This is a genomic window from Microbacterium sp. A8/3-1, from assembly GCF_040267695.1.
Classification (GTDB): domain Bacteria; phylum Actinomycetota; class Actinomycetes; order Actinomycetales; family Microbacteriaceae; genus Microbacterium; species Microbacterium luteolum.
On sequence record NZ_CP158357.1, the window covers coordinates 4,348,808 to 4,374,474 of the forward strand.

The window sequence follows — 25,667 nt, forward strand, 5'->3', positions numbered from 1 at the left end:
GGAGGGAATCCCATGACGACCTACGCTGCGGTTCCGGGACCCGCGCACATTCATCCCTTCGCCAACGTGGTGGCGGGAGATGATCTGATCTTCCTGAGCGGTGTCGCAGCTTCCGGCGACACGGTCGAGGAGCAGGTCCGCTCGACCATCGATACCGTTCGCGAGCTCTTGGCCGATGTGCAGAGTTCGCTCGCGGAGGTCGTGTTCTACCGCATCGTGGTGACCGATCGGGCGGATGTCGACACGGTCAACGACGTGATGAAAGAGCTTCTCCCCGAACCGCGACCGGCGTGCGGCATCCTGATCATCGGTCAGCTCGTGGAGCCGTTCCTGAAGTTCGAGCTCGAACTCATCGCGCACCGAGGAGCCAGGCTGGTGACGCCTGCCGCCACGGCAGAGTGAGGAGTCGAGCGGGGTCGTCGAGCCCGCATCCTGCCTCGGGCACGACCAGCAGGGCGTCAGCATCGGCGAGGCCCCGCATCATCGCTGCACCCCGCCATGCGGCGGGAGAAGGCCGCTGGTCTCGAACCTGGACGGGGACCAGCAAGGTCGATCCGGGGCGACCCTCGAAATGAAGTCCGCGCGTCAGGTCGAAGGCGCGGGGGTCGCGTCCCGCCATGCCCGCGATCAGCGGCTCGAGAATCGAAATGGCGACGACCATCGCGGCGAGCGGGTTCCCGGGGAGGCAGACGATGAGGCGCCCATCGGGTAGTCGGGCGATTCGAGAGGGTCCGCCGGGGCGCATGGCGATTCCGTCCACGAGGATGTCGGCGCCAAGCCCGCGCAGTGCGCGGCGTACATGGTCGGCTGATGAGCTGCCGGTGCCGCCCGTCGAGATGACGAGGGGTGCCGTGGATTCCTCGATGGCCTGCGACGTCGCCGTGAGGTCGTCTCGGACTCTCGATGACTCCCGAACCTCGGCGCCGAGCAGCCGCAACACCGCGGGCAGCTGAACTCCGAAGCTGTCCCTGACCTGACCGACCCCCGGCACGCCCTGGGTGATGACCTCGTCACCGGTCAGAAGCAGGTGGACCCCGGGTTCCGCACTCACCTCGAGGTGGTCGATACCTGCAGATGCCGCCAAGGCGATGTGCGCGGGGTTGAGCAGAGTTCCCTTGCGGATGAGGGTTTCACCATGGTCGGCCTCTGCGGCCGTCGGCCGGACATGTTGACCCGGTCGGGGCTCGTCGAGGCGGGCCGAGAACAGGATGTCCTCGTCCGTCGTTCCACTCTCGAGGCGCAACACCGCGAACTCATCGTCGAAGACGACGTCGCCCGTGACGACCTTGCGGGCTTCGCCGGCGCGTCGGCCGGCCCTCGTGACGCGCCATGGTCCTTCCCCGGTCACGGCCCAGCCGTCCATCGCCGACGATGCGAAGTGAGGGATGTCGATCGATGTGGTGACGTCGACGGCGAGCAGCCTCCCGATGCTCTTGTCGAGAGGCAGCAGCTCGGGAAGGAGCGAGCGCGACTGTCCCGCTGCGTGGGCGGCCTGTCTGGCCTCGGCCCAGGGGAGGCGCGTGGTCACGATGCGAGATCCCCGAGCGCCGAGCTGAGAGCATGAGTCTCCTCCTGCTTGCTCACGCCGAGCTCCGCGGCGTCCGTCCACGTGTCAACATCGCGAGTGGAACCGGGCGGTACGCGAACACGCGTGAGAGTGAGGCCCTCGATGACCTGTCGCATCGAGGAAGGACGTTCCGTCCGCAGGGCGTGTCGCAGCGAATGGGTCGAATAGATGGCGAGGAGGTACTGATCCACACCGTGCTCATCGACCGCGATCACGCCGTCTGCCGAGCGTTCCTTGCCGACCTGCCTCCGGAGGTAGGGCAGCGCCTTGACGGCATCCGGAACGTCGCATGCGAGGACGAGTACGAAGGACTCGTCCTCGCGGGGGATCTGCGCGAGACCCGCCGCGATCGCAGCCACCGGACCAGCGAACGGGGGGTCCTCCCTCGTCGTCATCACGCCCTCTCGCGCCGCGACGTCGCCGACGATGACAATGCGTCGCGCACTCTCGGTGGCTCGGATGGCCAGGGAGAGAAGAGGTTCGTCGGCACGGACGAGCCGCTCTTTCCGCTCTCCGCCGAGGCGCGAGCCTCGGCCGCCGGCGGGGTTTATCGCATCGAACTCCATCCCGAAAGCATATGCCTGATCGATTTGGTTGTGCGATAATCGGTCTCTATGGGTCGAATAATAGCTCGCAAGCGGGTGGTGCGGATCGTGGTCGGCGAGTCGCGCGCCAACCGCGAGGACGTCCTCGCTGTCGAGGAACCGCTCGAGATCCGGGTCGCAGGTGCGCCGCTCGCGATCACGATGAGAACCCCCGGTCATGACTTCGAGCTTGCGGCGGGCTTCCTCATCTCCGAGGGGATCATCTCGAGAGGCGATGACCTCTTCTCCGTTCGTTATTGCGCCGGCGAGAGCGCTGACGAGGGCAATACTTACAACGTCCTCGACATCGTGTTGGCCCCGGGAGTGCCGCTCCCCGACTCGAACACGCAGCGCAACTTCTTCATGACGAGTTCGTGCGGGCTCTGCGGCAAGGCCTCCATCGACGCGGTGCGCACGCGGTCGGCGTATGCGGTGGATCAGGACGACGCTGTCGTCGCCGAGGATCTCCTGATCACCCTCCCGGGCAGATTGCGCGAAGGGCAGGAGGTGTTCGACCGGACGGGTGGACTGCATGCGGCGGCCCTGTTCGACGCGGAGTCCGGCAGGATGCTCGTGCTGCGGGAAGACGTGGGACGCCACAATGCGGTCGACAAGGTCGTCGGCTGGGCCCTCCTCGAGCGGCGTCTTCCGTTGAGCGGAACCGTGCTGATGGTCTCCGGTCGAGCGAGCTTCGAACTCGTGCAGAAGGCTTCCATGGCTGGTATTCCCGTGCTCGCCGCCGTGTCGGCTCCCTCCTCCTTGGCGATCGACCTCGCTCGCGATGTCGGTCTCACCGTGGTCGGATTCCTCCGGGGATCGTCGATGGTCGTGTACTCCGAATCGCGGCGTATCGTCGCCGCACAGAAAGCGGTCGTGTGATGTCTGACAAGCACATTCCCACAGGTGGCGATTATCCGGACCTCGAGGTCGGGCACAACAAGGAGTGGGCGGTCGGCGTGCCGGCCATTCTTCACTCCATGGAGCCGGCGATCAAGGAGATGGGTGCCCTTCGCACCGCGAGGTTGATGACCGCCATCAATCAGAAGAGCGGCTTCGATTGCATGAGCTGCGCCTGGCCCGATCCCGGTCACCGAAACATGCTCGAATTCTGCGAGAACGGTGCGAAGGCCGTCACATGGGAAGCCACCCCTGTGATCGTGCCTCGAGCCTTCTGGGAGGAGAACTCGCTCACCAGCCTGCTGGACAAATCGGAATACTGGCTGGGGATGCAGGGAAGGCTGACGGAACCCGTGTACAAGCCTCGGGGGGCCGATCACTATGAGCCTGTCTCCTGGGATCGTGCATTCCAGATCATCGCCGGACATCTGAAGGCGCTGAGGTCGCCGGATGAGGCAGCGTTCTACACGAGTGGCCGTACCGCGAACGAGACCGCCTTCGCGTATCAGCTGTTCGCGCGCGCGTTCGGCACCAACAACCTGCCCGACTGCTCCAACATGTGCCATGAGTCCACGGGCACGGCGCTCACGGAGACCATCGGCATCGGCAAGTCGACCATCGCCTACGAGGACTTCGAGAACTCGGACCTCATCATCGTGATGGGCCAGAATCCCGGTACCAATCATCCGCGAATGCTGAGCGCTCTCGAGGATGCCAAGCGCAACGGTGCGACGATCGTCGCCGTGAACCCTCTCCCCGAAGCCGGCCTCATCCGTTACAAGAACCCGCAGAAGGTGCGCGGAATTCTCGGGAAGGGGACCGCCATCGCGGATCACTTCCTCCAGATCCGATCGAGTGGTGACATGGCACTGTTGCAGGCTGTCGCTCGGCGTGTCGTCGAAGCGGAAGACGCGGCGCCCGGGACTGTGCTGGATCACGACTTCCTGTCCGAGTACACGCTCGGGCTGGGCGAGTTCATGGAGCACATCCGAGATGTCGATGACGCGGCAGTTCTCGAGGCCACGGGGCTCACGCTGGAGGAGATCGACCTCGTGGCGGACCTCTATATCCGGTCGGAGCGGGTGATCATCACCTGGGCGATGGGCCTCACGCAACAGAAGAACGCCGTGGGCACGCTCAAAGAGGTGATCAATCTCCTGTTGCTGAGGGGGAACATCGGCAAGCCCGGTGCGGGGGCATCGCCCATCCGCGGTCACAGCAATGTGCAGGGAGACCGCACCATGGGCATCTGGGAGCAGATGCCCGAACCGTTCATGGACGCGCTCGCCGAGGAGTTCGACTTCGCTCCGCCCCGCGCTCACGGCGCCGATGCGCTGCAGACCGTCGCCGGGATGCAGAACGGAGACATCAAGGTGTTCTTCGCCATGGGAGGCAACTTCATCGCCGCGATCTCGGACACCGAGGTCTCTGAGGCGGCGATGAGGGGCACCGCCCTCACGGTGCAGGTGTCGACCAAACTCAACCGTTCCCATGTCGTGACCGGCGAAGAGGCGCTGATCCTCCCCACGCTCGGACGCACGGAGATCGATCTCCAGGGAGGGAGACCGCAGTTCGTCTCGGTCGAGGACAGTGTCTGTGCTGTGCACGCCAGCCACGGGAAGGTGCCCCCTGTCGCGCCGGGCATCCTCTCTGAAGTCGCCATCGTCTGCCGCTTGGCCAGAGAGACGCTCGACGGGTCCGTGGACATCGACTGGGAGGGGTTCGAGCAGGACTACGACCTCATCCGAGACCGAATCAGCCGGGTCGTTCCGGGGTTCGAATCGTTCAACGAGGACATCCGTCGGAAGGGCGGCTTCATCCTGCCCAACGGCCCTCGCGACGCCCGCCGCTTCGACACGGCGTCGGGCAAGGCGATGGTGACGGTGAATCATCTCGAGCCGCTCGAACGGCCCGCGGGTCGATTGATCCTCCAGACGATGCGTTCCCATGATCAGTTCAACACCACCATCTACAGCTTGAACGATCGGTATCGAGGCATCAAGAAGGGGCGTGACGTGATCTTCGTCAATCCCGACGATCTCGCGGAACGCGGGCTGCACGACGGTCAGCGGGTGGACATCTTCAGCGAATGGAAGGACGACCCCGATCGGGTCTTGAGGAACTACCGCGTGGTCTCGTACCCGACGGCCCGCGGTTGCGCTGCCGCCTACTATCCGGAGGCGAACGTTCTCGTTCCTCTTCTCAGTGTCTCCGACTACAGCAACACTCCCGCGTCCAAGGCTGTCATCATCCGTCTCGAACCGGCCGAGCGGCAGACGCGCGCGTGAAGGTTCTCGTTCTGGGATCGTCCGGGATGATCGGCACGGCGGTCTCGGCTGAGCTCATTGTTCGCGGACACGAGGTCATCGCGGGAGTGCGCTCGAACTCGACCTCGGAGCACCCCCGCAGCGTCGTGGTCGACGTGCGGGACGAGGCGACCCTCGTGCGTGCTGCTGTGGAAACCGACGCCATCATGTCGTGCATCGGCGGGGCCGGGCGAGGTGATCACGACGTCGTGGTCGACGCGGTGGCCCCTCTGCTCACGGCCGCAAAGCAGACGAGGAGCGGGCGCCTGCTCGTCGTCGGGGGTGCGGGGAGCCTCTTCGATGGACCGAAGCAGCGCCTCGATGCGAGCGACTTCGACCCGGGCTCGCGGCCCTCCGCGCTCGCTCAGAAGGCTGCTCTCGAGGCGCTCCGCGAGCGAGGCGACGCTGTGGACTGGGTCTACCTCTCGCCGTCCGACGTCATCGGTCCGGGGCCGGCGACTGGCGCCGTGGTTCTCGGAGAGGACACGCTGCTTCGTGGCCGCGACGGGGAAAGCTTCGTGACCACCGGCGACTTCGCTGTCGCGTTCGTCGACGAGCTCGAGCATCCGAGGCATCACCGCGAGAGATTCACGGTGCGAACGCTCCGGTGAACGCGCTCAGTGCTCGCAGGTGCACGTGCTTCCGCCGCCGCGGCACCCGCGAGCTGTTCGCGCCGTGCGCCTGTGACGACTCCGGGACGTCCATCGCGGGGTTCTGATCGAGGAAACCGTACGGCTTTAACCAAAACCCTGCATAGTCGACGGGCATGATCGGCCAGTCCTCGAGGCGCGGGAGCAGAGTGCTCAAGACGGAATCCCCGGCGATGACGAGCGGCCTCATCGTGATGTGGGTGATGCACTGAGATGTCAACGGTCGGCCGCGAGAGTCCGGTCTGTGCAACGGCCGTCTCCAAGATCTCAGAGAGCCGTCTACTCGGAACCGACACCCGACAACGGCGCGTCGTCGACTGCGCCACGACGCCGCTTCATGAGCTTGCTCGGTCGTCGATCATTGCGCGCGTGAAGAAGGTTATGACGCCGGAGGGCTACCTCGAGCGGAAGTGTGACGAGAGGAGGGACCGCAGCCAGAATCGCCAGAACACTCACCCACCACGGCCATTGGAGCTTCACCGCGGCGTAAACGGCGACGACGAAGTACACGAGGAACATGCCGCCGTGTAAGCGGCCGAAGATGAAAACGCCGAGATCTGTCGTGTCCGTGACGTACTTGAGGAACATCCCGATGAGAAGCCCCGCCCACGTGACCGCCTCACCCAGCGCGACGAAGGAGAAGAGCCTGCCCGTGCGGCTCACGTCGCGCTGCCCGAAAGAGTGATGTCGCGGTTCTTCGGCAGTTCCAGGCGGGGGTAGCGGCCCACCGCCGCCCGGATGGTCATCTGATGTGTGCTGGGGTCGCCCCAGGTGATCTCGACCCGGTTTCCCTCTGCGGAGTGCTCGAGGTCCAGGATCGCTAGGGAGAGCATCGAACTGTAACTGCTGCTGAACATGCGTCCGGAGGAGATTCCCACGAGCTCCCCGTCGACGCGCACATCATCGCTGAAGACGATGGTGCTGTCACCTGTCCAGATCGGGTTGGCGGCGAAGTCCATGAATTGGGCCTCGGCGCCCGGGGTGAACTGCGACGCATAGACATCAACGACGTCAGTTGGCTCCCATATGAGGGTCACGGGTCCGCGCGTCGTGCGGGTCGACTTCAGAGCTTCGCTTCCCACGAACGGGTGGTCGAAGGTGATCATGTGCCCCCAGCCGAGTTCGTATGGCGTGAAGTACGGCTTGGACGGGTCGGAACCCGCGCTTCCTGGAAGGGCTGCGAAGACCTCCTCGGGCTCAGCGCCCAGGTACTGCAGGAAGTCGGGGTCTTCGGTGTAAGCCGGAAGGAAGTGGAGGAAAGACTGCGCAAATCCGTTCTCGGTGTGGTTCAACCCGTATGCGCGCAGCCCCAGTCGGACAAGCCCCGACGGTTCTCCTGCCTTCTGGAGCGCTCGATATACATCCGGAGCATCATCGATCGATCCATGGACCTCATACGCGAGAGTGCCTGCGACTCCGAGGCGATACACGCGGACATTCATCAGCGAGCCATCTGGCTTGGCGATAGTGGATTCGCGATGCCAGATGAAGTCGAGATCGGCGAAGTCCTCGCCGGTGGCGGCCTGAATGACGTCCAGCGCGAGCGGGCCCCCCACCTGGAACAGGAAGAGCTTGCCGCTGAGGTCTTCGCCAGACACCTGGTACCGCCCTGAATCGACGAGGTAGTCGATGTACGGTTGAGGAAGAAGCTGATGAACTCCTCGTCGCCCGTACGCAGTACCATGCCGTCGGCCATCACGTGACCTTGTGAGTTGCACATCACCGCGTGCTTCGAGGCTCCGATCGAGAACTTCGTAAAGTCGTTGATGGATGCGTCGCGAAGCAATCGAAGTGCGTCGGGGCCGCTTAACCGGAACGGGGACGGCGGGTTGAGTCCGGCGTGCAGGTAGGCGGTGTTCTTCCAGGACTCCTCTTCCGTTCGAAAGTCGCTGAACTCATAGGGGGTGAAGCTTCCGAGCGAGCTCGAGTACAGCGCGACTTTCGGGTCGAACGGAAGATTGGGGCTGTGTGTGATCGGAGGCGAATCAGTCATGTTGGGTGCTCCATGTGGACGCGGAAGTCGGCAGCGCGATGGGCGCGCCACCATGAACAAAGAAGAGCCGGTCGGGTCAGCCCAGTAGTTTCTCGGTGAGATGCCGTGCGATGGCGGTCCGCAAGGACGACGCGAGGGGGAGGGTGTTCAGGGAATCCGCCATCCAGAGCCCGTCGGCTGCGAGCCGCGCGATGAGGATTTGCATGGCATCGGGATCCTCGGGGTCGATCCCAGATGGATCCGGCAGCCAGCGAGCGATCACACGCTTCCAGGGTCGATCGAACTCCGGGTTTATGGTCGCCTCGAGCATGAGCCGTAGCTCTGGACCAGAGGCGCTCCTCGCGCTCACTTCGGCATACGCGCGCAGCCTCTCCGTGGCGGTAGCAGCCTCGGGCGGGCCGCCGAGCGAGGACACAAGCTCGTCCTCCCAGAGTTCTGCGAGCCGTTCATGCAACGCCACAAGCAAAGCCTCCTTCGACGAGAAGTGGTAAAGAAGGCCGCTCTTCGTGATTCCTGAGCGTTCCGACACGGCTTCGTAAGTAAGTGCTGCCACGCCGTTGTGCTCGACCACGGAGAGTGCCGCGTCAAGGATGTGATCTCGTTTGCTCAGACGCATCTTCTTTATCCCCTTGCTTCAGTGGTTACCGGCAAACGCCTGTGACTGCGTACCGGGTCCGTGGTGGCGGAGCAGCCGCGCAGTGACAGTCGCACCGATCGCCAGCACGACGGCGAGGATGATCATGGTGACGAGGAACCCGTTCTCGAAAGCGGCGTTCGCCGCGTCGATAACCGACTGATCGCCGTTTGCGACCGCCAACGCGGACGAGATGCTCTCACGCGCTGCATCGGATGTACCGCCTGGCAGGGTCACCGTAGCCGTGTATACGAAGGAGAGCAGACTGCCGAGCAACGCGACGGCCGTGAGGGAGCCGAACTCGTATGACACCTCTTCCATCGACGCTGCCATTCCCGCACGTCGCGGGGGAACATTGCCGACGATCGCTGTCGATGCCACGGACATGGCCGCGCCAAGGCCCGCACCCGTGACCAGAAGGCCGGCGATAAGCAATCCGAAGGCATCGGTCTGGACGCTGACGATGATGAGAACGACACCGAGAGTAGCTGCGGCGAGCCCGCCCGAAATGAGGGGGAGAAGCCCGGTGCGATGAAGAAACGCGCCTCCAAGAAGCGCGGTCGGCAGAGAGCCGATGGCGATTGTCGCTACCAGGAGGCCCGCCTGCAGGGGAGTGAAACCCTCGACGAGCTGGAAACGTTGGGTCGTAACAAGCTGCGAGCCACCGATCGCGAACATCGCGAAGGCGGCCGCTACAACGCCCGAGGTGAATGCGGGGTTGCGGAAGATCGCGAAGTCGACGAGGGGCTCCTTCAACTGCCGCTGGCGCCGTGCGAAGAGCCAGAATCCTACCGTGGCGGCGAGTGCCCCGCCGGCCACGACAGCCCAGTTCTGCGGTGAGTGTGCGAGCTCCTTGATGAAGAAGACCGCGCCCACCAGACCGATCATGGCCTGCAGTGAGGAGATGAAGTCCCACTTCTTCGACGGATCGGGGTCATTCGCAGGGGCAAGGACGAGAGCTGCGATGAGAGCGACGATGACGACAGGCACATTGATGAGGAAGACCGAGCCCCACCAGAAGTGCTCGAGGAGCACACCGCCCACGATCGGCCCCAGGGCTGCGCCGACGACGGACAGGCTGCCCCAGACCGCGATCGCGAAGTTCCGCTCTCGCTCGATGGTGAACGAGACACGAATCAGCGCGAGCGTGGCGGGCATCATGGCGGCGGCGCCCACAGCGAGCACCGCGCGTGCTGCGATGAGCGTCCCGGGCGAAGGGGAGAAGGCAGCGCCGAGCGATGCAAGTCCGAAGATGACCAGGCCGATCAAGAACATCCGACGATGCCCGACTCGGTCGCCGAGGGTGCCGGAACCCAGCAGGAGACCCGCCATCACCACCGGGTACGCATTGATGATCCACAAGCTCTGAGAACCGGTTGCGCCGAGATCCTCTTCGAGGGTGGGCAATGCCGTGTAGAGAATCGAGTTGTCCAGAGTGATGAGCAGGAGACCTGCTCCGACCGTCGCCAGCAGAGCCCAGCGTTGGCGCTTCGAGAGATTCATTCCACCAGATCTTTCTTGATTGCGACTCAAACTATACCATCCGTTTGGTAAAGTTTGCCTCGAGCAAGTAGTCCCACCCCGACGAGAGGGCATGGGGAACCGGCTTTCTCCACGGTCAGGGTGCAGCATCAGCGCGATCATCTGATCTCGCACCGCTCGGAATCTGGACTCCCTCGAATCAGCGCTCGACCCGTGACCCGAGTATCCGCTGCAGCGTCTCCGGGGTGATCTGCGATCGGCGCCCCGATCCCGTCTTGGCGAGCTCGGCGATGGTGGTGTGCCCGCAGCCCGTGAGTCGCGCGATCTCACGCAGCGAGTACCCCTCCGCTCGGAGCGCCCAGACCCGCTCGGAGGCGGGCAGGGAGTCGACGGGGTCGACCCTGGGAGGGATGCCGGCAGCCGCGGCGATCTCGCGCTTGCGGGCGGCTTGCGCATCGGAGCATGTGACTGCGTCGGCTCCGCCGGGGCAGGTGCGGCGGTCGCGGCATCCGAGGTAGTAGCCGTAGGTCGTGCCGTGCGTGATGGTGTGGCCCTCGCTCCGGAACCGGCGTTCGCGGTACTCGCGGATGTACTCCCGTCGTGCACCGGCGCAGGTCGTGCGCCCGATGGTCCAGTTCGGGCAGAGCCGGTCGCGATGGCATCCGCGACGATACCCGCCGAGCGTGCCGTGAGCGTCGAGGTCGCTGGCGGTCGGTGAAGGCTGCGGGGCCTCAGGCGCACGCGGGGCGTCGTCCACGGTGCCGGTGCGGGGGATCGGCTGGTCGAGGGGCAGCTGCCACAGGCGATAGTCCGAGCGCCTGCGCACAGATGCCTCGGCGCACGTGACCCAGGGCGAGAGGTCGCCGTGCGGGCACGCGGAGCGCGTGCGGCATCCGGCCTCGTACCCTGCGGGGCTGCCGTGGGGGATGCGGTTTGTCATCGTTGCTCGGTCGGCTCAGATCAGCGGCGCGGCGGCGCGGGTGCGGCCGCGCTCTCTCACCACGTCCTCGGCACCGCTCACGATCGCATGGATCTTCTGCGTCGCGTCGACGGTGATGCCGGGTTCCTCGGGGGCGAGCGGCTCGAGGGTCGCCAATTGCGATTCGAGCAGGTCCAGCGGCATGAAATGCTCGCTGCGCATGAACAGCCGCGCGGCGAGGACCTCTTTCTTGACGTCGAGATGCACGAAGAAGACGCGGGGCGCATGCTCGCGGATCGTGTCGCGGTACACCTGCCGGAGCGCGGAGCAAGCGATCACGAGACCGATGTTCTCCTGGCGGTGCAGCTCGGCTCCAACGATCCGAAGCCACGGGGCACGGTCCTCGTCGGTGAGCGGGACGCCCGCCGACATCTTCGCGATGTTCGAGGCCGGATGCAGGTCATCCGCGTCCTGGAAAGGCACTCCGAGTCGCGCGGCCAAGGCCGCGCCGACGCTCGACTTGCCGCAGCCGGAGGCGCCCATCACGACGACGAGCGGGGCGGGGGGAGAGGCGGATGCCGTCATGAGAACTTCACCAGGACCTTGCCGGATGCGGTCGAGTCGAGCGCCGCCTCGAACGCGGCGAGAGCGTCATCGAGCGCGAACTCGTGGGTGATGACCGGGTCGATGTGGAGGGTCCCGTCGCCGAGTGCCCGGATCACGTCATCGATCTCGTCGTGGAAGCGGAAGGAGCCGACCAGATCGATCTCCCGAGTGATGGCGGTCGCGATCGGTACCGGCTGGTTGCCGTCGGGCTGTAGGCCCACCATCACGACCCTGCCGCCTCGAGTGGTTCCGCCGATCGCCGAGGCGAGCCCGCGCGGGTTTCCCGACGACTCGAGAGTTACGTCCGCATCGACCGCGAGGACAGCCTCTGTCTCGGTGGCCAGCAGGGTGGTCGTGGCGCCGACCTCGGTGGCGACGCGCAGCGGCCGCTCGTGCAGGTCGACGGCGATGATCTCGGCCGCGCCTCGTGCCCGTGCTGCGGCGACGATGAGAGAGCCGATCGGGCCAGCGCCGATCACGAGCACCCGCTTGCCGGCGAGGTCGCCGGCACGGTTGACGGCGTGCCAGGCGACGCTCGCGGGTTCGATGAGCGCGGCTGTGCGCAGGGGAACTCCCGCCGGAAGCTCTCGGAGCATGCCGGTCGGCAGGGCGACGTGGTCGGCGAAGCCGCCGGCTGTGTGTGGAAGACGCGCGGCGGAGCCGAGGTAGGTGACGCCACCTGAGATGTTCGGCCGGTCGGCCGGGAACCGCACGGGCGATTCGGCGTAGCGAGCCGGGTGCACCGTCACGGGAGTTCCCGCAGCGGGCCCTGACCCGTCGCGCGCAGGGGTGACCACTGTGCCCACCACCTCGTGCCCGAGCACCATCGGCTCGCGGAGGATCGACTGTCCGGCGGCGCCGTGCTTCCAGTAGTGCAGATCCGATCCGCAGATGCCGCCGTAGATGACCTGGATGACGGCTTCGTCGGCGGACGGTGCGCGCAGCGGCACGGTCTCGACGCGGACGTCGTCGGTGGCGTGGGCGACGATCGCCCGCACGGATGCTGGGGGGACGGGGGAGAGGTCAGACGACAACGCTCATCCCTCCGTCCACGAACACGACCTGGCCGTTCACGTAGGCCGAGGCGTCCGAGGCGAGCCAGACGGCCGGGCCGATGAGATCCTGCACCTCGCCCCAGCGCTCGGCGGGGGTGCGGCCGACGACCCACGAGTTGAAGGCGGGGTCGTCGATGAGCGCCTGCGTCATCTCGGTGCGGATGTAGCCGGGCGCGATGCCGTTGATCTGAAGCCCGTGCTTCGCCCACTCGGCGGTCATCGCGCGGGTGAGGTTGCGAAGACCACCCTTGGTCGCCGTGTAGGGGGCGATCGACGGGCGCGCGAGCTCGGTCTGGATCGAGCAGATGTTGATGATCTTCCCCGCCCCGCGGGTGAGCATGCGGCGGGCGACCGCACGCCCGACCAGGAAGGGCGCCGTGAGGTTCACGGCCACGACCCGCTCCCAGTCGGCGACATCGAGGTCGACCATCGGCACTCGGTGCTGGATGCCGGCGTTGTTCACCAGGATGTCGATCGGGCCTTGTTCGGACTCGATCGCGGCGATCGCGGCCTCGACGGCGACGTCATCGGTGATGTCGAAGGCGCGGCCCGAGACGGTCACGTCGGGGGCAGATGCCGCGAGACGCGCGACGGCATCTGCCACCCCCGCATCGGTCGTGCCGTTGATCACGATGTCGGCGCCGGATCGAGCGAGCCCTTCGGCGAGGGCTGCTCCGATCCCGCGCGTGGATCCGGTGATGAGCGCGGTCTTGCCCGCAAGGTTGAACAGCGATTCAGTCATGGTTGGTCCTCAGTAGAACTCGACGGTGTCGACGACGTTGCGCAGCTCGCGACCGTCGAGGAACCGTGCGGCGTTGTCTGCGAAGAGCTCGGCGATCCGGCGCTCCTCCCGCGGGTCCAGGGCTGCGGTGTGCGGGCTGATCACCACGGCGGGGTGAGTCCACAGCGGGCTCGATGCGTCGAGCGGCTCGACAGCGAAGACGTCGAGTGCGGCGAAGCCGACCTGTCCGTTCGCGAGGGCGCGCATGAGGGCTGCCTCGTCGATGACGGTGCCGCGGCCGACGTTGACGATAGTGGCGCTCGGCTTGAGCGCGCCGAAGAACTCGTCGTCCAGCATTCCCTCGGTCGATGAGGTGCCGGGCAGGGTGACGACCACGGCGTCGGCCCGCGGCAGGTGCTGCCCGAGGTTCGCGAGGGGCTCGATCTGGGCGCCGTCGACGACGCCGTCACCGCTGCGGTGGAACGCGACGACGTTGGCGCCCAGCCCGACGAGCGCACGAGCCGTCTCGGTGCCGATGCCGCCGAGCCCGAGTACGAGAACGGTGAGGTCGGACACCTGGCGCATGGCCCAGCGTCCGCTCCACTCCCGGTCGGACTTCTGGGCCGTGAGGCGTGGCAGGTCCTTCGCGCCGGCGAAGATGCCGAAGACGGCGAACTCCGCCAGCGGACCTCCGTGCACGCCTGCGCTCGTGGTGATGGTCACGCGTTGCAGCTCGTCGTCGGTCAGGGCGGCGGCGCGCACCTGTGCACCGCCACCCGCTGCCATCGTCTGCACCCAGGCGAGCGACGGGTTCGCGCGCACGGCGCGGGCCAGGGCTGCGGGGTCGACGTCGGGGATGCCGTACAGCGCGTCCGCGCCGTCGATCAAGTCCTCGAACCGCTGCTGCTGCTCGGCGCTGCGGCGGAAGGCGGGGTCTCCCGAGAAGTCGGCGGCGTGCCGCATCGGCGGCAGCAGCGCGGGCTCGTGTACGAGGTCGATGCGGGGCTCGAGCTCGACGATCCGTGCGGCGTCTTCATCGGAGAGCGGTGCGGCGACGACGACGCGAAGTCGGTCCGGGGTCATCGCTGCGCCTCGCGAGCCGCGCGCAGCTCGACGACCTCGGCGTCCTTCTCTGCTTCGAGCGCGACGATGGCATCGGCCCCGGCGAGAGCCGCCTCGACCCGAGACGGCGGGATCACGATCACGCCGTCAGAGTCGGCGACCACGATGTCTCCCGGCGAGACGACCACGCCGCCGAGTGCGACGGGGACACCGATGCGTCCTGGACCGTTCTTGTAGGGGCCTGCGGGGGTCAGCCCACGAGCGAAGACCGGGAACCGGAGTGACTCGATGATGTCGCGGTCGCGGACGCATCCGTCGACGATGGCGCCGGTGGCGCCGAAGAGGTCGAAGCGCTGGGCGAGGTTGTCGCCCAGGATCGCGCGGCCGTCGTATCCGCCGGCGTTGATGATGACCACGTCGCCCGGCTGGATGTGGTCGAGTGCCTCGATCACGGCCTTGTTGTCTCCGGCGGTGGTGAGCACGGTGAGGGCGCTGCCGACGATGCGCGAACCGGGCCAGATCGGCGCGATGCCGGCGTCGACGATGTCGAGCCGCTCGAGTCCGTCGCCGAGGTTGGCGGTGGAGTGCGCGGCGAAGCGGGCGAGCGTCTCGGCGGAGGGGCGCTCCCAGGTGGGGGCGATGGCGATGTTGGTCTCGGTCATGATGTCTTCCTTCGAATCAGGGGTACAGGCCGCGGTTGAGGTGCGCGTCGTAGACGCGAGCCACCGCGATGGTCATCGCCGATTGGCGGAGGGTGGTGCGGTGGCGGATCGAGTGGGTCAGAACCTCGTTCCACGCAGCGGTCATCCGCTCGCGGAGTCGCTGCTCGACGGTCTCGAGCGACCAGCGGTAGGTCTGTCGACCCTGCGCCCACTCGAAGTACGAGACGACCACGCCTCCGGCATTGGCGAGGATGTCGGGGACCACAAGGATGCCGCGCTCGGCGAGCCGCTCATCAGCGTCGGTCGTCGTCGGACCGTTCGCACCCTCGACGACGATGCGCGCCCGCACCTCGTCGACGTTGGAGGCGGTGATCACGCCCTCGACCGCGGCTGGCACGAGCAGATCCACCTCGAGCGTCAGCGCGTCACCCGCGGCGAGAGCGTCTGCCCGGTCGAACCCGAGGACCGTGCGATGCATGTCGACGTGACGATCCAGCGCATCGAGGTCGAGGCCGCCTGCGCGGTGCACGGCGCCGTGCTCATCGGAGACGCAGATGACGCGCACGCCGGCATCGGCGAGGAAGCGTGCGGCCGAGCGTCCGACCTTGCCGTAGCCCTGCACGGATGCGGTCGAGCCCTCGACGCGGATTCCCCGGTGCTCGAGTGCGGCGATCGCCACCAGCGCGACGCCGCGAGACGTGGCCGTCGCGCGTCCGAGCGAGCCGCCGAGGCTGAGGGGCTTGCCGGTGACGACATCGGGCACGGTGTAGCCGACGTTCGCCGAGTAGGTGTCCATGATCCAAGCCATGGTCTGTTCGCTCGTGCCGATGTCGGGGGCGGGGATGTCGCGATCCGGACCGATGATCGGAAGGATCTCGCTCGTGTAGCGCCGCGTCGCTCGCTCGAGTTCGCCGAGCGAGTGCCGGGTCGGGTCGATCGCGATGCCGCCCTTCGCTCCGCCGTAGGGGAGGTCGACGAGCGCGCACTTCCATGTCATCCACATCGCCAGTGCACGCACCTCATCGAGGTTGACGCCGGGGGCGAAACGCAGCCCGCCCTTCGCGGGCCCGCGGGTGAGGCTGTGCTGCACGCGATACCCGCGGAGCGTGAGCATGGTGCCGTCGTCGGTGCGCAGCGGTACCGCGACCGAGAGCTCCCGACGAGGCGTCACGAGCATCTCGAAGACGTCGTCGCCGTATTCGAGGATGTTCAGTGCCTGCCGCAGCTGGCGCCTGGCGTCGGTGAGGGGCGTCGGGACCGAAGTCACCGGTGTGTCGAGCAGCATCCTTGCCTCCACGCGAAATGCGAAGCGAATCTCATTTTGTATGACGATCATGCCCCACTCCTGAGTCGAGCACAACCCCGGCCAGAATCGTCGAAAGACGGGCATCCGCCTGAAACATCCCGGAAATATAGGGATTCTATGGTCATCAGCCAACACCCTTCGAATCCCTTGACGGGTGAAGCTTGACCAAATCAAAATGCAACTCTATTCTCAGATGCGACCCTGTTCGCAGGTTCGAGGGCGTAGAATCTCCTCACGCCCCAGGGTTGCCCGATTTCGAAGGTGAGACATGCAATGACTGCAGAAGCGCAACCACTCAGCACCGAACAGGTCGCTGTCGTGACGGCTGACGGGAAGGTCGTCCGCAAGGCAACCGTCGCCGGGGCTATCGGAAGTTTCGTCGAGTGGTACGACTACGGCATCTACGGACTGCTGGCTACGTACCTCGCGATCAACATCATGGGAGGCGCAGACACCGGAGCGCTCTTCCTCACGAACGTCGGATTCCTGGTGAGCTTCATCGCTCGTCCGTTCGGCAGCGTGATCTGCGGGTACCTCGGCGACCGGATGGGCCGCAAGACGCTGCTCGCCGCGCTGCTGATCCTGATCTCGGTGGCCACCGCCTGCATCGGCCTGGTCCCCTCGCACGAGGTCATCGGGGTCGCCGCCCCCATCCTGCTCATCGCGCTGCGCGTGCTGCAGGGCTTCTCGGCCGGTGGCGAGGTCGCCGGTGCGATGGCATTCGTCGGCGAGTATGCCCACAACGCGACGCGCAACTTCTCGATGTCGTTCATTGCCGTCGGCTCGTTCCTCGCGCTGATGTTCGGCTCGGCCTTCTCGGCCGTGCTGATCACCACACTCGGTGACGAGACCATGTCTGCTTGGGCCTGGCGCATCCCGTTCCTGTTCGCCGCCCCTCTCGGCTACATCGGCTTCTACATCCGTCGCCGCATGGAGGAGACCCCGCACTTCGAGGCTCTGCGTGAGCGCAAGTCGGTCGCTCGCAACCCGCTGAAGGCCGTCTTCACCTCGAAGCGCACGATGCTCGCCATCGTGCTGACGATCTTCCTGCCGGCACTGAACGGTCCCGGCTACTACCTGCTGTTCGCCTACATGCCCACGTACCTGAAGACCTCGCTCGGTGAGGGCCAGAACTTCACGATGCTCCAGGCGCTCATGGTGACCGCGTGCAGCCTGGTCGCGATCATCATCTGCATCCCGCTGATGGCCCGTCTGTCCGACCGCATCGGCCGCAAGAAGGTGCTCGCGTTCTCCGCCGTTGCCACGGCCGTGGTCGCCTACCCGGCGTTCGCGATGATCACCACCGGCCAGATCGGACTCGCGATCATCGCGACGATCGTCATGGCCATCGCGTTCTCGGGCCACGCCGCGGTCATCCACACGGTCCTCACCGAGATGTTCCCGACCACGGTGCGCTACAGCGCGTACAGCATCGGGTTCAGCCTCTCGACGATCATCTTCGGCGGAAGCGCTCCGCTGGTGATGACCGCGATCATCAACGCGACGGGCAGCAGCATGGTTCCGGCCTTCGCCGCGATCATCACCGCCGGTATCACGCTCGTGTCGCTGATCTTCGTCGCGGAGACCCGCGGAACCGCGCTCCGCGCGGAGTGATCCCGCGAGAGCATTGACTCTGAGAAGAAGGAGAAGGACATGGGCGTGAATTCCGTCGCCGTCGTCGCCGATCTCGGCGAGAGTTTCGGCAACTACACCATCGGCAACGACGAGGCTCTGCTCGAGCTCGTGACGTCGTCGAACATCGCGTGCGGCTTCCACGGCGGTGACCCTCGAGTCCTCGACAAGACGGTCGCCGAGTGCGTCAGCCGGGGGATCGAGCTCGGGGCGCACCCCGGGTATCCCGATCTGGTGGGCTTCGGCCGCCGCCTCATCGAGGCGTCGGAGGAGGAGATCCGCACCGACGTGCTGTACCAGATCGGTGCGCTCGACGCGTTCGCCCGGGTGCACGGCGGAAAGATCAGCCATGTCGCACCTCACGGCCGCATGGGCAGCATCGCGCAGACCGATGCGAAACACGCCAGGGCGATCACGGATGCGGTCGCAGCGTACGACCCGTCGTACATCGTGATCTGCCAGCAGGGCCTTCTCGCCGAGGAGTCGCGCAAGCGCGGACTCGAGGTCGGATACGTCTTCCTCGCCGACCGCGGGTACGGCGCCGACGGCTGGCCCGTCGCCCGCTCGCACCCCGGCGGCCTGATCTACGATCCCCAAGCCATCGGAGACCGTGTGGCGCAGGTCGTGCGTGACGGCACCGTGACAACCGTCGACGGCGAGGTCGTTCCTCTCGGCCACGACGCCGACATCGTGCTTCTGCACGGTGACCACCCCACGGTGCTCGAGAACGGCACGGCTCTGCGTGCCGCTCTCGACGCCGAGGGGATCCGCGCGACGGGTTTGCGCGACGTCCTCGCTGAGAAGGCCGCGCTCGCCGCGCGCTGATCGGAGTCCCCGATGTCTGCATTCCCGCTCGCGATCGCCGAATACGGCGACGGCGCCGTGATGGTCACGGTCCGAAGCCCTGAGGTGGCGGAACGCCGCCACCTCATCGGCGAGTTCCGTGAGCGGGTGCTGACCGAGCTGCCGCCGGGCGTCGACGACGTCGTGTCAGGGCTGGAATCACTGCTGGTCGAGTTCGACCCGCTGGTGGCCACGTCCGAGCAGGTCTCGTTCGCGCTCGGTGCGCTCGGCAGAGCCGACATCGCATCGATCACCAGGAGCGAGCCCTCGCTCCTGGTGGTGCCGATCGTGGTGAACGACGAGACTGCTCCAGACCTGATCGAGGTCGCGCGCGAACTCGGCATCACCCCCGACGAGGTCATCGGCCGGCTCGAATCCTCGACGCTGACCGTCAACCTCCTGGCGGCCGCGATGGCTCCCATGATGGACGGCCTCGAAGTCCCGAACCCCGTGCGCCGCCAGGCCACCCCGCGCACGGACGTGCCCCCTGGCTCGGTGATGATCGCCGGCCGCAACGCGATCATCCAGCCCTTCCCTGGACCCACCGGCTGGCGGGTCATCGGACGAAGCCCGCTGCGAATCGTCGACATCACCCGCGACGCGCCCGTGTCGTTCGCACCTGGCGATCGCATCTCCTTCCGCCGCATCAGCGAGGCCGAGGCCGAGGCTCTCGACGGTGTCTTCCTCGAACGGGGTGTTCGATGACCACCGCGATCCACTTCCACGAGGTCGGCTGGCGCACCACGTTCCAGGACCTCGGGCGAGCCGGCACCGAGCGCTTCGGCGTTCCGCGAGGCGGAGCGGCCGATCAGGGCGCGGCCCGCGTCGCCAACATCTTCGTCGGCAACCCCGACACGGCACCCCTCATCGAATCCCTCGGAGGTGCCGTCGCGTTCCACGCCTCGACCGATGTGCTCGTGAGCATGACGGGCTCCGTGGGCTCGATCTCGATCGACGGCGTCGTCGTCGAACAGGGGCAGCCGCTGGCGATCCCCGCCGAGGCGGTCGTGCGGGTCGAGGCCGGCGCGAACGCCGCACGCACGTACATCGCCTTCAACGGCACTCTGGCGACCGAGCGGTTCCTCGGCAGTGCAGCACCCGATGCGCGCATGGGATTCACCCAGGCCATCACCGCGGGCTCCGACGCCGACCTCGCCACCAACATCACCCTGATCGAACAGCCGTACCTCGGCCGCGCACTCTTCCGGATGCCGGTTCCCGAGCTCGTGGCGACATCGCGCGACGGTGTGATCCGCATCGTCGACTGCGCCTACACCGACGAGATCGACGGCATCCGCGAGCTGCTCGCAGGCTCCGTGTACACGGTGACGGACCGCTCCGACCACGTCGGCATCCGCCTCGACGGGCCCGTGCTGCATCTGGCTCACGATCGGGAGATCGTGTCGCACGGCGTGCCGATCGGCGCGATCGAGATCCCGCACTCCGACGAGCTGATCGTGCTCGGGCGGTATCGCACACTGACCGCCGGCTACCCGATCGTCGGTTTCGTGACCAGGCAGTCGCAGGATCTGATCGGCCAGGCGCGCCCCGGCCAGGAGCTACGGTTCGCGTGGACCGATCGCGCAGCGGCCCGACAGGCCGCGCTGCGCTTCGAGGCAGAGCTCACGCAGCTCGCCGCCGCAGCGCTCGGCGCCTTCTCGTATCTCGGGCTCGAGGTCGACGCCGACCGCATCCGCTCTGCAGGGCTGACCCAGTGATCCGCATGACAGGCGACCGCGTCCGAGGCGCGAGAAGAACCTCAGACGTGAGAAGAAGGAGAATCCGATGACGGAACTGAACGGCCAGGTGGCGCTCGTCACCGGCGCAGGCAGCGGCATGGGCCGAGAGATCGCACTGCTGCTCGCAGCGAGCGGTGCGACGCTCGTCGTCGTGGGGCGTCGTCTCGCGCCGCTCGAGACGCTCCGAGACGAGATCGTCGCAGCCGGGGGAGCCGCCGTCGTCGAGGTCACCGACATCTCGGCAGACGGAGCAGCGGATGCTCTGGTCTCACGCGTCTCCGAGAACGTCGGCCCCGTCGACATCCTCGTGAACAACGCGGGCAGCTCATCGTCGGTGCTCAACCCGCTGTGGCTTGCCGAAGACGAGTGGCGCTCCGTGATCGACGTCAACCTCACGGCCGTGTTCGTGCTGAGTCGTGCCGTGCTCCCCGCGATGCTCGAGCGGGGCGGCGGCACCATCATCACGGTCTCCTCACTCGCCGCCGTCACGCCGAACCTGCTGGGCGGCGCCGCGTACGGCGCGGCCAAGGCCGGCGTCCGCAACTTCATGACCTTCCTGCACACGACCTTCCGCGGCGACGGCATCCGCGCGATCACGGTGCTGCCGGGCGAGGCCGACACGCCTATCCTCGACAACCGCGCCCGCCCGCCCCGCGCCGACGAACGCGCCAACATGGTGCAGCCGATCGACGTCGCCCGTGCCGTGCATCTCGCCGCCACCCTGCCCCCGCGCACCGTGCTGCAGGAGGTCATCGTCGCCCCCACCCGTCAGCGCGACGTCTCCGGCGATCTCGAGATCAGCCGCTGGCTCGGTGCCCCCGATTCTGCACGCCCCTCGAAGGAACAGGACCACACCGCATGACCTCCGTCGACCTCGCCGCCCCCATCGCCTTCACCGCCGCACCCGCCGTGCAGCGCGTCGAGACGACGTCGCGCCGCGTGCAGCAGCCCGCCTCGACGAGCGACCTCGTCTCGCTCGCCGTCGGAGAGCCCGACTTCGACACCCCGCAGAAGATCGTGGATGCCGCCAACGACGCCGCGACCAGAGGGCGCACCCACTACGCACCCATGGCGGGCGACCCCGCGCTGCGCCAGCGCCTCGCCGCCGAGATCACAGCACTGCGCCGCATGCCCACAGACCCCGCCGACGTGCTGGTGACCCAGGGCGGCACCGCCGGGCTGTCGGCCGCGATCCTCGCGACGATCGGTCCCGGCGACCGCGTCGTCATCCCCGACCCCACGTACTCGCTGTACGCCGACCTCGTCTCACTCGCGGGAGCCACCGCGGTGCACGTGCCACTCGCCGACGACCTGCACTGGGACCTCGATGCGCTGCGCGCGGCTCTTCCCGGAGCCCGCATGTTCGTCTTCTGCAACCCCGGCAACCCGACCGGCATCGTGCACTCAAGGGCCGAGATCGAGGCGCTCGCCGAGATGCTCGAGGGTACGGACACGATCGTCCTCGCCGACGAGGCCTACGCGGCCCTGAGCTACACCGACGAGCCGTTCACCTCGGCCCTCGAGATCCCGGCGCTCGAAGGACGCACGATCTACTGCCAGACCTTCTCGAAGAACTACGCGATGACCGGATGGCGAGTGGGATACCTGTGGGGTCCGAGCGCAATCATCGAGGCGGCCACTCGCGTGCACGGCACGTTCAACGGCTCGCTCAACACCTTCGTGCAGGATGCTGCGATCGTCGCCCTCGACCAGTGCGATGTCGACATCGAGCGCATGCGCGAGTCATACCTGCGTCGGCGTGAGGTCATGCGCGAGGCGCTGGCCGCAGTACCGGGACTCGAACTCAGCGAGCCCGAGGGCGCGTTCTACTTCTTCCCGCGCTTCGATGCGCCGCTCTCGTCGGTCGAAATGGTCACCTACCTGCGCGAGCGTGGTGTGGCGGTGCGCCCCGGATCGGAGTTCGGACCCAGCGGCGAAGGCCGCATCCGTCTCTCCTACGCGGCGTCCGACGAAGCCATCCGCACCGGCGTCGCGCGGATGGCCGAGGCTCTGACCGCACTACGATCATCCTGAGCGAAGGGGAGAGATGCGCAGCGATACCGAGCGGAACCGACGGCGACTGATCAAGGCGGCAGCATACCTCGTCGCCCGCCGGGGTTCGTCTGTGCGCATGAGCGATGTCGCCGAGCGTGCTGAGGTATCGCCGGCGACCGCGTACCGCCACTTCGGCTCGGTCGACGAGATCCTCTCGCAGTTCCGATTCGACGTCGGTGAGCGGCTGCTCTCCTTCAGCCTCAAGTGCGAGGATCACGGCCTCGCGAAGCTCGAAGCCGTCTGCGGCTACTGGGTCGGCCTCGTCGTGAAGCACGGTGGCGCGATGGTTCACACGCGATCCGAGCTGGGGTACCTCGAGCGACTCCGTGCGTCGACGCAGTACCTCACGGTGCAGGGAGACGCGCTGCTGCCCGCTATCGCTGAGGCGTCGGAGGAGCTGGGTGTCGACGACCCCGCCGATGAGGCGCTCTTCCTCTGGAACATCATGTTCGACCCCCGCGAGATCTTCGACCTGCTGAACACGGTCGGTCTCACCCAGAAGCATGTGTCTCGTCGGCTCTACTCCGCCTTCTGCGGCGCCCTCGTCGGGTGGGCTGCAGACAAGTCGGGGGAGTCGATTGCGGAGCGGGTCGGACGGATGTCGGTCAGCTGAGCGAAGCCTCGGATGGTGATGGCCCTAGAGGCGGCCTGCGAGTTCTCCCAGCACGGTCCGGGCGCGAAGCTCACGTTGACCGGTCAGCCTGCGGAAGGCGTCATCGAGGTCGGCCAGGATGTCGAACGAAGGGTCCACCGCGTAAAGCGACTGCAACCCGGACCATACGCCATGCAGTTGTCTGGCGACTCGATCGGGATCGAGGTCAGGGTGTGCGCCCCCGCTTTCCTGCTGCTCCACCACGAGTTGGCGAAACGTCTCCAAGGTCCGGGTATAGTGCCGTCGGAAGTAGTCATGCGCAGGATGTCCGGCATTGTCGGACTCGACCCGCAACGCGTTATACAACTCCATCACCGCAGTTCGTCCACCGATCCCGCCGAGCGTGACTCGCGGGATGGCGAACAGGCCTTCCTCCAGCAGAGTCTCCCGATCGACGGGCAATCTCTCCACGAGTTCATCTGATCGCTCCAACGCCGCAACCAGAAGGTGATCCCGGGTCGGAAAGTGGTACAGCATCGTGCGCTCACTCATTTTCGCCTGGGCGGCCACAGCGGCCGTGGTGAGTGCCCGATGACCCGACTCCAGTACTACGGCGAGAGCGGCCTCTGCGACAGCGGCCTTCTTCTGAGCAGTCTTCGCATAGGGCCCTCGGCGGGTTGTCGTGCTCGTCATTGATCCAGCATGCCCCAAAACTGTCGGAGAGTACAAGTTTCGCGCGTGCCACTTCAGCATCGCAGATGCCTCTCCGGCTTGACATTCATCAAAATGGTATGTCACTGTACTTTCAACAGTGTTGTTCCGACCGTCAGCAAGGATGCTCATGTCAACGACTACGCCTCGGGCCGAACGCCGGCTCACGCGCAAGAACTCGCCCGACCGACTTTCTGCGGGCACGACCCTCGCATGGACCACCACGGGGATCTCCGCCGCCGTCTTCGTGGTCCTATCCGGATACTTCACCTTCTACGGAACCAATGTTCTCGGTCTTCCGGCCGCTGTCATCGGAACGATCGTCCTGCTCGGCACGCTGCTCAGCGCAGCTGGCGTCGTCGTCGCCGGCTGGCTCGTGGATCGTTCGCCTGAGACGCGCTGGGGCAAAGCACGACCGTACGAACTGGCGATCGTCGGCGTTTGGGCAGCCGCTTACATGCTGTTCTCGACGCCAGACTTTGATCACACAGGTAAAGCAATCTGGCTCTTCGTCGCCTACTCGCTCGCGAACGTCGTGTTCATCTCGCTCCTGGGCGCCAACGACGTCCTTTACATGGCGCGGGCCTTCCGCGGTCGCGTCCTCTTCACGAAGGTGTCGACCCGAACCGGGTTCCTGACCGTCCTCGGGGTGGTGGCATTCAATGTCGTGCTTCCCCTGCTGGTGTCTCAGGCGGGGGAGAGTGCGCCGGCCTGGTCCACGACCGTCTTGTTCATCGCACTCCCGATGGCCGTGCTCGGTCTCGGGCGATTCATCTTCGTCAAGGAGAAGTATCAGACGGAGGCCGCCGATGCCCCCCGGATCACGTTCCGGGATATTCGGGAGGTGCTCGGCAATAACCGCTACCTGTGGATCGTCGCGGGAATCAGCCTTGTGTCCGCTATCGCGAGTGCGCCCACCGTGACGGTGTACTTCTTCAACTATGTCGTCGGCGACATCGCGCTGATGAGCCTCGTGGCCGTCGTCCCCATCATTGTCCTCCCCATCATGCTCGCGTTCCCATGGTTGATGAGGAAGATCGGGGCGAGCCGCATCATCACCTACGGTGCGATCGGCGGCGTCGTGGGAGGCGTCGTTATGAGTCTCTCCGGCGGAAACCTCGCTCTCGTGTTCGTAGCGACCATTTTGTCCGGTGTCGGCATCTTGCCCATCACGTTCCTCACGGGTGTGCTGATCATCGACAATGCCGCGTACAACCAATGGTCGGGACGCCGCCGCCTTGAAAGCACGATGGGCGCGATCACCAACTTCTGCCTCCGGGTCGGGGCCGGAGTCGCGGTAGGTATCAGCGGCTGGGTTCTCGGCCTGGCAGGCTATGACGGCAACCTCGATAAGCAAGCCGACTCTGCGATCACTGCCATTGTCCTGTTCGCGGGCGCTGTCCCTGCGCTGCTCTGGGTGGGCGTCATCATCGTGATGCAGCGCTACCGCCGGCTCGAGCTCATGCTCCCCACGATCACCGAGGAGCTTTCTGCGATCCTCGCGGACGATCCCGACGTCGACGCCCCCGCCGTTGAGATTGTGCCTGGCGTGGATACTGCGTCCGCTGCACCCGAGTCCGCTGCCCGAGTAGAAGCCGCGAGCCATGATGGCGACCTCGCGCACGAGCCCAAACAGATCTGAGAGTCGGAG

At 66.3% G+C, this 25,667-nt stretch carries 27 protein-coding genes and 1 pseudogene; 12 read left to right on the forward strand and 16 right to left on the reverse strand.

Translation table 11 applies throughout. The features are described from left to right. The first annotated feature begins 12 nt into the window (after window positions 1-12). Window positions 13-402 carry a Rid family hydrolase gene (locus ABS642_RS21365; protein ID WP_350351678.1) on the forward strand — a complete coding sequence of 130 codons (390 nt, stop codon included), beginning with the start codon at window positions 13-15 and terminating at the stop codon, window positions 400-402. Here the strand turns inward: ABS642_RS21365 and ABS642_RS21370 are convergent. Together ABS642_RS21370 and ABS642_RS21375 are read right to left on the reverse strand one after the other, a co-directional pair. Beyond that, window positions 350-1,528 (reverse strand): molybdopterin molybdotransferase MoeA, encoded by a 1,179-nt coding sequence (locus ABS642_RS21370; protein ID WP_350351679.1) that lies wholly within the window; start codon window positions 1,526-1,528, stop codon window positions 350-352. The two genes, ABS642_RS21365 and ABS642_RS21370, sit on opposite strands and share 53 nt — an antisense overlap. Next, entirely contained in the window at window positions 1,525-2,331 is an 807-nt protein-coding gene (locus tag ABS642_RS21375; protein WP_350351680.1) for an NTP transferase domain-containing protein, read from the reverse strand. The genes ABS642_RS21370 and ABS642_RS21375 overlap by 4 nt, the downstream gene beginning before the upstream one ends. Here ABS642_RS21375 and fdhD point away from each other — a divergent pair. The 3 genes from fdhD to ABS642_RS21390 are packed head-to-tail and all read left to right on the forward strand — an operon-like array spanning window position 2,221 to window position 5,965. After that, window positions 2,221-3,030, forward strand: coding sequence for a formate dehydrogenase accessory sulfurtransferase FdhD (gene fdhD, locus ABS642_RS21380; protein ID WP_350351681.1), 810 nt, complete (start codon window positions 2,221-2,223; stop codon window positions 3,028-3,030). The genes ABS642_RS21375 and fdhD overlap by 111 nt on opposite strands. Continuing rightward, window positions 3,030-5,336 (forward strand): FdhF/YdeP family oxidoreductase, encoded by a 2,307-nt coding sequence (locus tag ABS642_RS21385; protein ID WP_350351682.1) that lies wholly within the window; start codon window positions 3,030-3,032, stop codon window positions 5,334-5,336. Before fdhD ends, ABS642_RS21385 begins: the two co-directional genes overlap by 1 nt. Next, the gene (locus tag ABS642_RS21390) at window positions 5,333-5,965 is read left to right on the forward strand and encodes an NAD(P)H-binding protein (RefSeq protein ID WP_350351683.1); all 633 of its coding nucleotides are present in this window, start codon (window positions 5,333-5,335) and stop codon (window positions 5,963-5,965) included. Before ABS642_RS21385 ends, ABS642_RS21390 begins: the two co-directional genes overlap by 4 nt. Here the strand turns inward: ABS642_RS21390 and ABS642_RS21395 are convergent. From ABS642_RS21395 to ABS642_RS21455, 13 genes and pseudogenes are all read right to left on the reverse strand, one after another. After that, complete coding sequence (locus ABS642_RS21395) at window positions 5,943-6,194, reverse strand: hypothetical protein (protein ID WP_350351684.1); 252 nt, start codon at window positions 6,192-6,194, stop codon at window positions 5,943-5,945. The genes ABS642_RS21390 and ABS642_RS21395 overlap by 23 nt on opposite strands. Before the next feature lie 89 nt (window positions 6,195-6,283). Next, window positions 6,284-6,667 (reverse strand): DUF3817 domain-containing protein, encoded by a 384-nt coding sequence (locus tag ABS642_RS21400; protein ID WP_350351685.1) that lies wholly within the window; start codon window positions 6,665-6,667, stop codon window positions 6,284-6,286. Beyond that, window positions 6,664-7,602 carry a hypothetical protein gene (locus ABS642_RS21405; RefSeq protein ID WP_350351686.1) on the reverse strand — a complete coding sequence of 313 codons (939 nt, stop codon included), beginning with the start codon at window positions 7,600-7,602 and terminating at the stop codon, window positions 6,664-6,666. Before ABS642_RS21405 ends, ABS642_RS21400 begins: the two co-directional genes overlap by 4 nt. A gap of 113 nt (window positions 7,603-7,715) precedes the next feature. Beyond that, a pseudogene (locus tag ABS642_RS21410) lies at window positions 7,716-8,051 on the reverse strand (hypothetical protein); the annotation flags it as partial. A gap of 22 nt (window positions 8,052-8,073) precedes the next feature. Next, on the reverse strand, window positions 8,074-8,613 hold the full coding sequence (locus ABS642_RS21415) for a TetR family transcriptional regulator (RefSeq protein WP_350351687.1): 540 nt from the start codon (window positions 8,611-8,613) through the stop codon (window positions 8,074-8,076). An 18-nt stretch (window positions 8,614-8,631) separates the two neighbouring features. Then, complete coding sequence (locus tag ABS642_RS21420; RefSeq protein ID WP_350351688.1) at window positions 8,632-10,134, reverse strand: MFS transporter; 1,503 nt, start codon at window positions 10,132-10,134, stop codon at window positions 8,632-8,634. 178 nt (window positions 10,135-10,312) lie between these two features. Then, window positions 10,313-11,053 (reverse strand): hypothetical protein, encoded by a 741-nt coding sequence (locus ABS642_RS21425; RefSeq protein WP_350351689.1) that lies wholly within the window; start codon window positions 11,051-11,053, stop codon window positions 10,313-10,315. Between the two features lie 15 nt (window positions 11,054-11,068). After that, window positions 11,069-11,617, reverse strand: coding sequence for a gluconokinase (locus ABS642_RS21430; protein ID WP_350351690.1), 549 nt, complete (start codon window positions 11,615-11,617; stop codon window positions 11,069-11,071). Next, complete coding sequence (locus ABS642_RS21435) at window positions 11,614-12,672, reverse strand: L-idonate 5-dehydrogenase (RefSeq protein ID WP_350351691.1); 1,059 nt, start codon at window positions 12,670-12,672, stop codon at window positions 11,614-11,616. The genes ABS642_RS21430 and ABS642_RS21435 overlap by 4 nt, the downstream gene beginning before the upstream one ends. Next, window positions 12,662-13,435, reverse strand: coding sequence for an SDR family oxidoreductase (locus ABS642_RS21440; protein WP_350351692.1), 774 nt, complete (start codon window positions 13,433-13,435; stop codon window positions 12,662-12,664). Before ABS642_RS21440 ends, ABS642_RS21435 begins: the two co-directional genes overlap by 11 nt. Before the next feature lie 9 nt (window positions 13,436-13,444). After that, a complete protein-coding gene (locus ABS642_RS21445) occupies window positions 13,445-14,497 on the reverse strand; it encodes a D-2-hydroxyacid dehydrogenase (protein ID WP_350351693.1) in 1,053 nt (350 codons plus the stop codon). Beyond that, window positions 14,494-15,138: an RraA family protein gene (locus ABS642_RS21450; RefSeq protein WP_350351694.1), complete on the reverse strand. Its 645-nt coding sequence runs from the start codon at window positions 15,136-15,138 to the stop codon at window positions 14,494-14,496. The genes ABS642_RS21445 and ABS642_RS21450 overlap by 4 nt, the downstream gene beginning before the upstream one ends. 16 nt (window positions 15,139-15,154) lie before the next feature. After that, window positions 15,155-16,423, reverse strand: coding sequence for a Glu/Leu/Phe/Val dehydrogenase (locus tag ABS642_RS21455; RefSeq protein WP_350351695.1), 1,269 nt, complete (start codon window positions 16,421-16,423; stop codon window positions 15,155-15,157). Window positions 16,424-16,717: 294 nt separating this feature from the next. On the opposite strand from ABS642_RS21455, the gene ABS642_RS21460 reads away from it, so the two are divergent. The 7 genes from ABS642_RS21460 to ABS642_RS21490 all read left to right on the forward strand — a co-directional run bounded on the left by ABS642_RS21460 (window position 16,718) and on the right by ABS642_RS21490 (window position 23,326). After that, complete coding sequence (locus tag ABS642_RS21460; RefSeq protein WP_350351696.1) at window positions 16,718-18,058, forward strand: MFS transporter; 1,341 nt, start codon at window positions 16,718-16,720, stop codon at window positions 18,056-18,058. A 39-nt stretch (window positions 18,059-18,097) separates the two neighbouring features. After that, window positions 18,098-18,901 (forward strand): 5-oxoprolinase subunit PxpA, encoded by an 804-nt coding sequence (locus ABS642_RS21465; RefSeq protein ID WP_350351697.1) that lies wholly within the window; start codon window positions 18,098-18,100, stop codon window positions 18,899-18,901. Window positions 18,902-18,913: 12 nt separating this feature from the next. Next, window positions 18,914-19,624 (forward strand): carboxyltransferase domain-containing protein, encoded by a 711-nt coding sequence (locus tag ABS642_RS21470; protein ID WP_350351698.1) that lies wholly within the window; start codon window positions 18,914-18,916, stop codon window positions 19,622-19,624. Further along, window positions 19,621-20,637: an allophanate hydrolase gene (locus ABS642_RS21475; protein WP_350351699.1), complete on the forward strand. Its 1,017-nt coding sequence runs from the start codon at window positions 19,621-19,623 to the stop codon at window positions 20,635-20,637. Before ABS642_RS21470 ends, ABS642_RS21475 begins: the two co-directional genes overlap by 4 nt. A 67-nt stretch (window positions 20,638-20,704) precedes the next feature. After that, the gene (locus ABS642_RS21480) at window positions 20,705-21,520 is read left to right on the forward strand and encodes an SDR family NAD(P)-dependent oxidoreductase (protein ID WP_350351700.1); all 816 of its coding nucleotides are present in this window, start codon (window positions 20,705-20,707) and stop codon (window positions 21,518-21,520) included. Further along, window positions 21,517-22,692 (forward strand): aminotransferase class I/II-fold pyridoxal phosphate-dependent enzyme, encoded by a 1,176-nt coding sequence (locus ABS642_RS21485; RefSeq protein ID WP_350351701.1) that lies wholly within the window; start codon window positions 21,517-21,519, stop codon window positions 22,690-22,692. Before ABS642_RS21480 ends, ABS642_RS21485 begins: the two co-directional genes overlap by 4 nt. Before the next feature lie 13 nt (window positions 22,693-22,705). Further along, complete coding sequence (locus ABS642_RS21490) at window positions 22,706-23,326, forward strand: helix-turn-helix domain-containing protein (RefSeq protein WP_350351702.1); 621 nt, start codon at window positions 22,706-22,708, stop codon at window positions 23,324-23,326. A gap of 24 nt (window positions 23,327-23,350) precedes the next feature. On the opposite strand, the gene ABS642_RS21495 is transcribed toward ABS642_RS21490, so the two are convergent. Next, window positions 23,351-23,998 carry a TetR family transcriptional regulator gene (locus tag ABS642_RS21495; RefSeq protein WP_350351703.1) on the reverse strand — a complete coding sequence of 216 codons (648 nt, stop codon included), beginning with the start codon at window positions 23,996-23,998 and terminating at the stop codon, window positions 23,351-23,353. A 148-nt stretch (window positions 23,999-24,146) separates the two neighbouring features. Between ABS642_RS21495 and ABS642_RS21500 the strand changes: the two genes are divergently transcribed. Continuing rightward, window positions 24,147-25,658, forward strand: a complete 1,512-nt coding sequence (locus ABS642_RS21500) for an MFS transporter (RefSeq protein ID WP_350351704.1) — start codon at window positions 24,147-24,149, stop codon at window positions 25,656-25,658. Window positions 25,659-25,667: the final 9 nt, after the last annotated feature.